The sequence below is a fragment of the Thiomonas sp. TH-17 genome, from assembly GCF_057473305.1.
Genome location: NZ_JBYCKI010000142.1, coordinates 1 through 4,646 on the forward strand (window position 1 = coordinate 1; position 4,646 = coordinate 4,646).

3 protein-coding genes are annotated in these 4,646 nt (G+C 63.1%); 1 reads left to right on the forward strand and 2 read right to left on the reverse strand.

Features of this window, described 5'->3' with window-relative positions; all coding sequences use genetic code 11:
* Positions 1–198: 198 nt before the first annotated feature.
* Positions 199–1,185 (reverse strand): aldo/keto reductase, encoded by a 987-nt coding sequence (locus AC2VLV_RS08630; protein WP_486989599.1) that lies wholly within the window; start codon positions 1,183–1,185, stop codon positions 199–201.
* Positions 1,186–1,383: 198 nt separating this feature from the next.
* Between AC2VLV_RS08630 and AC2VLV_RS08635 the strand changes: the two genes are divergently transcribed.
* On the forward strand, positions 1,384–2,847 hold the full coding sequence (locus tag AC2VLV_RS08635) for a sensor domain-containing diguanylate cyclase (RefSeq protein WP_486989600.1): 1,464 nt from the start codon (positions 1,384–1,386) through the stop codon (positions 2,845–2,847).
* A 53-nt stretch (positions 2,848–2,900) separates the two neighbouring features.
* Here the strand turns inward: AC2VLV_RS08635 and AC2VLV_RS08640 are convergent, their stop codons facing one another.
* Positions 2,901–4,538, reverse strand: coding sequence for an APC family permease (locus AC2VLV_RS08640; protein ID WP_486989601.1), 1,638 nt, complete (start codon positions 4,536–4,538; stop codon positions 2,901–2,903).
* Positions 4,539–4,646 lie beyond the last annotated feature (108 nt).

Sequence of the window (4,646 nt, forward strand, 5' to 3'; positions counted from 1 at the left end):
AAAAAAGGGGGTGGGGATGGCCTGCGGCGGCGGATTTGCCGCCCCATAGCCGAAGCTATGGGGCAAGAAGCCGCTGCTGCAGGACGCCGCACAGCCTTTTTGCAGCCCGCGATCCTCAAGTCCGGCAGATTCCCAAACACCGTCCCTCTGGAAATCTCCGGGTGTTGCGCCGAAGAATCGGAATCAAGCTTCAACGATTCAACGATTAACCGCCTGCATCCCGGCTTCCGGGTAGCGCTCGCCGCTGGCCGCACCGGGCGGCACCGCCTGATGGATGCGAATGAGATCCGCCGTACTCAGGCGCACCCGCAATGCGCCCATGTTTTCCTCCAGATATCGCCGCCGCTTGGTGCCCGGAATGGCAATGACATCATCGCCCTGCGCCAGCAGCCACGCCAGGGCGAACTGCGCCGGGGTGCAGTTTTTCGCCTCGGCCATCTGCCGCACGGTTTCGGCCAGACGAAGATTGCGCGCAAAGGTCTCCGGCTGAAAACGCGGTGAGCGACGGCGCCAGTCGTCTTCGGGCAAATCGTCGAGCGACTTGATCTGCGAGGTGAGAAAGCCCCGACCCAACGGGCTGTAGGCGACAAAGGCGATGCCCAGCTCGCGCACCGTGTCGAGCAGCACGCCTTCGGGGTCGCGCGACCAGAGCGAATACTCCGACTGCAGCGCGGAAATCGGATGCACCGCGTGCGCGCGTCGCAGCGTCGCCGGCGCGGCCTCGGACAGCCCGAGCCAGCGCACCTTGCCCGCGCGCACCAGATCGGCCATCGCGCCCACCGTCTCCTCGATCGGCACCTCGGGATCGACGCGGTGCTGGTAATACAGATCGATCACGTCCACGCCCAGCCGTTTCAGGCTGGCTTCGCAGCTCTGGCGCACATAGTCGGGGCGGCCGTTCACCCCCAGAAATTCGCCATTCGGCCCGCGCATATTGCCGAATTTGGTCGCCAGAAAAACCTCATCACGACGTCCGTTGATAGCGCGGCCGACTAACATCTCGTTACGTCCTACGCCGTACATGTCGGCCGTATCGAGAAAATTCACGCCGAGATCGAGTGCGCGGCGAAGGGTGGCGATCGATTCAGCGTCGTCGCCCTGCCCGTAAAACTCGGACATCCCCATGCATCCCAGACCGAGAGCCGAGACATCCGGCCCGTCTGCGCCCAATTGTCGGTACTGCATCCCTATTCCTCCTGCTCACCCAGCAAACATGTGGGCATCAAGACTTAGCCTATCGGTTCGCGCGGGCGTGCGCTGTTACCGTGGGTAAACCGGAAAAAGTTCACGTCAGCCGCAGTTTCCTGTTGTTTCAGCCCGCACCTGCCCGAAGAACGCTTCCTAAAATTTGCATCTCTCGATATCCCCGCACCTCGCCCGCCCATGACCGCCCCCACTCTGCACCAAGACGAGCTCGCCAATATGTTCGAACTCGCGCCGGTTTCGCTCTGGGTCGAGGATCTCAGCGCCCTGCACCAGTTGTTCACACAATGGCGTGACGAGGGAGTGAGCGATTTGCGCGCCTGGCTGCACGAACAGCCCGCCCGAGTGGCCGAGTGCTCGGCGCGCATCAAAGTGCTGCAGGTCAACCGCCGCACGCTCGATCTGTTCGAGGCCCGCGATCTGGCGCATCTGGTCGCCAATCTCGACCGCGTGTTTCGCGATGACATGTACAGCCAACATCTGGAAGAGCTGGTGCAGCTGTGGCAGGGCGCCACGCGTTACACCAGCCAGACGGTCAACTACACCCTGAGCGGACGCCGCCTCGACATCCTGCTCAACGCCCATGTGCTGCCCGGCCACGAGCAAAGCTGGGGCCGGGTGCTGTTTTCCGTCGAAGACCTCACCGACCGGCTGCGCGCCGAACGCCAACTGCATGCCAGCGAGCAATATGCGCGCGGCCTGTTCGAGCACTCGCCCGTATCGCTGTGGGTCGAGGACTTCAGCGCGGTGCGCAGCCTGCTGTCTATTCTGCGCGAGCAGGGCATCAGCGACTTCCCCACCTTCTTGCGCGTGCATCCAGAATTCATCGACCGCTGCATGCAGGAAATCCGCGTGCTCGACGTCAACCATCAGACCCTGAGCATGGTGGGCGCCAGCGATAAGCCGCATCTGCTGCGCAACCTGCAGCATGTGTTCCGCGACGACATGCGGGTGCATTTCGCCGATCAGCTCATCGACCTGTGGAACGGCAAGCTCACCCAGCAGCGCGAAGTCATCAACTACAGCCTCAAGGGCCAGCCGATCAACGCCCACATGCAGTTCGCCGTCATGCCCGGACATGAAGATGACTGGGCACAGGTGCTGGTCTCGCTCACCGACATCACCGCACGCAAGAAGGCCGAGGCCTATCTCGAATTCCTGGGCAACCACGACGTGCTCACCGGCCTGCGCAACCGCACCTTCTATGTCGATGAAATCAACCGCCTCGAACGCAAGGAGGCCTGGCCCGTGAGCGTCATCATGCTCGACCTCAACGGCCTGAAATCCGTCAACGACGAACTCGGCCACGCCGCGGGCGACGGCCTGCTGCGCCGCGCCGGCGAGGTGCTCGCCAAACTGGTGGACAAACCGCAGATCGCCGCTCGCGTGGGCGGCGATGAATTCGTGCTGCTGCTGCCCGACGCCGACGCCAGCGCCGCCAAAACGCTAAGCCAGCGCCTGCTCGAACTCGTCGACCTGAACAACCAGTTTCACCAGTCTCCGCGACTGAGCTTTTCCATGGGCATCGCCACCTGCATGGCCGGCGAACGCCTGGAAGCCGCCATCAACCGCGCCGACCAGCAGATGTACGCCGAGAAGCGAGCGTTCTACGAACTGCTCGACTTCAACCGACTGCAGGGCTGAACCCAACAACAAAAAAAGCCGCACGAGGCGGCTTTTTTCTGTTGCGGAAGCGATCAGTTTCGCGTCCTGCCGGTCATCGCCATGAGTTCGCGCGCCTCTTCCGGCTCGGGCAGGCCGCTGGCTACGGCGATGGCCATGATGGCGATGCTGATGATGACCACGACAACCATGCCCTGATAGAAGGTCAGCAATCCCGTGCCGCCGATCAGGTCCTTGGGGCCGAGGTAGGTCACCAGCCACATGGCGAAGAAATACGGCGCGAGCCACCAGGCGCCTTTCCACTGCAGGTGGCCGAGTTTGCCGCCGTGTGTGATGGCCTGACCGATTACGAACAGCACGAAGATGACGGCCAAGCCGCCGAACAAAAAGTTGTCAGTGCCGGCGCCCGACCAGTAGATGATGAAGTTGGCCACGATGAAGGCCAGCGGCGCCCACAGGCTGGCGCCTTTCAAGGTGAAGGGACGCGGATAGCTGCCCAGCGGCAGGCTGCGGCGCAGGGTCATGAGCGCCACGGGGCCGATGCCATATCCCAGCACGGTGGCCGAGGAGATGAAGGTCACGATTTTCTGCCACGACGGAAATGGCAGGAAGAACAGAATGCCCACGATCCAGGTGATCCACAGCCCGGTGGAGGGCGCGCCGTTTTTGTTGAGCTTGGCGAACCAGGGCGTGGACAGGCCGTCGCGGCCGGTGGCGTAAACCACGCGCGCGGTCGTTCCGCCATACACCAGGCCGGTGCCCGCAGGCGAGACCACGGCGTCGATGTAGAGCAGGATGGCCAGCCAGCTCATGCCCAGAATCACCGCCAGGCCGGCAAACGGGCCCGACACGCCGGTGAAGTGCAGCTTGGCCCAGCCCTGCGCGATGTCGGACGGATTCACCGCGCCGATGAGGGCCACTTCCAGCATGACGAAAATCGCCCCGGCGATCAGCACCGAGCCGATGATGGCAATGGGCACGTCACGCTGCGGGTTGGTCGCCTCGCCTGACAGCTCGATGGCCTGGCGAAAGCCCAGATAGCTGAACACGATGCCCGAGGTGGCGATGGCCGCGATCGTGCCTTTGGCGCCAAACGGCGCGAAGCCCTGGGCGGTGAAATTGCCCACATGGAACGAGGCGAGCATCAGCGCCACGATGGCCAGCACGGGGATGATGAGCTTCCAGATCATCAACGTGTTGCCCAGCCGCAGCAGGGCGCGAACACCCCAGGCGTTGATGAGAATGAATATGCCCAGCAGGGCGATACTGACGGCCATGCCCGTATCGGTGAGCAGCGAGGTTTTCGCATCGACCATGCCCGGCAGATAGTTGTTGGCGTAAGTCACCACCGCCAGCACCTCGGCCGGAGCGACGGTGACGTAGCCGAGAAACACCACCCAGCTCACCACCGCCGCAGCCAGATGGCCGTGGCTGAGTTTAGGAAAGGTGATGACCGCGCCCATGCCCGGAAACGAACTGGTGAGTTCCGCATTGACGAAGGCCAGCACCAGAATGGCCGCGCCGCCAATGACCCAGGAAAAAATGCTGGACGGCCCGGCCTGCGTGGCCGCCGTGAGCGGGGCGAACAGCCAGCCCGAGCCGATGATGGCCGTCAGGCTGGCGAACAGCAGGCTCCAGATGCCAGCAGCCTTGCGGATGTTGCGCCCCGGCGTGCCAGCCGCCGGGGGGGTGTCGATGTGAACGCTTGCCATGTTGTGCTCCTCATAGTTTTTTTGATGTGTGGGTTTTAGGCGCATTTGCGGCGCAATGCCGTTTGAAAAAGTAACGGCTGCGGCGCTGCGAAACATCTCGCGAAACAT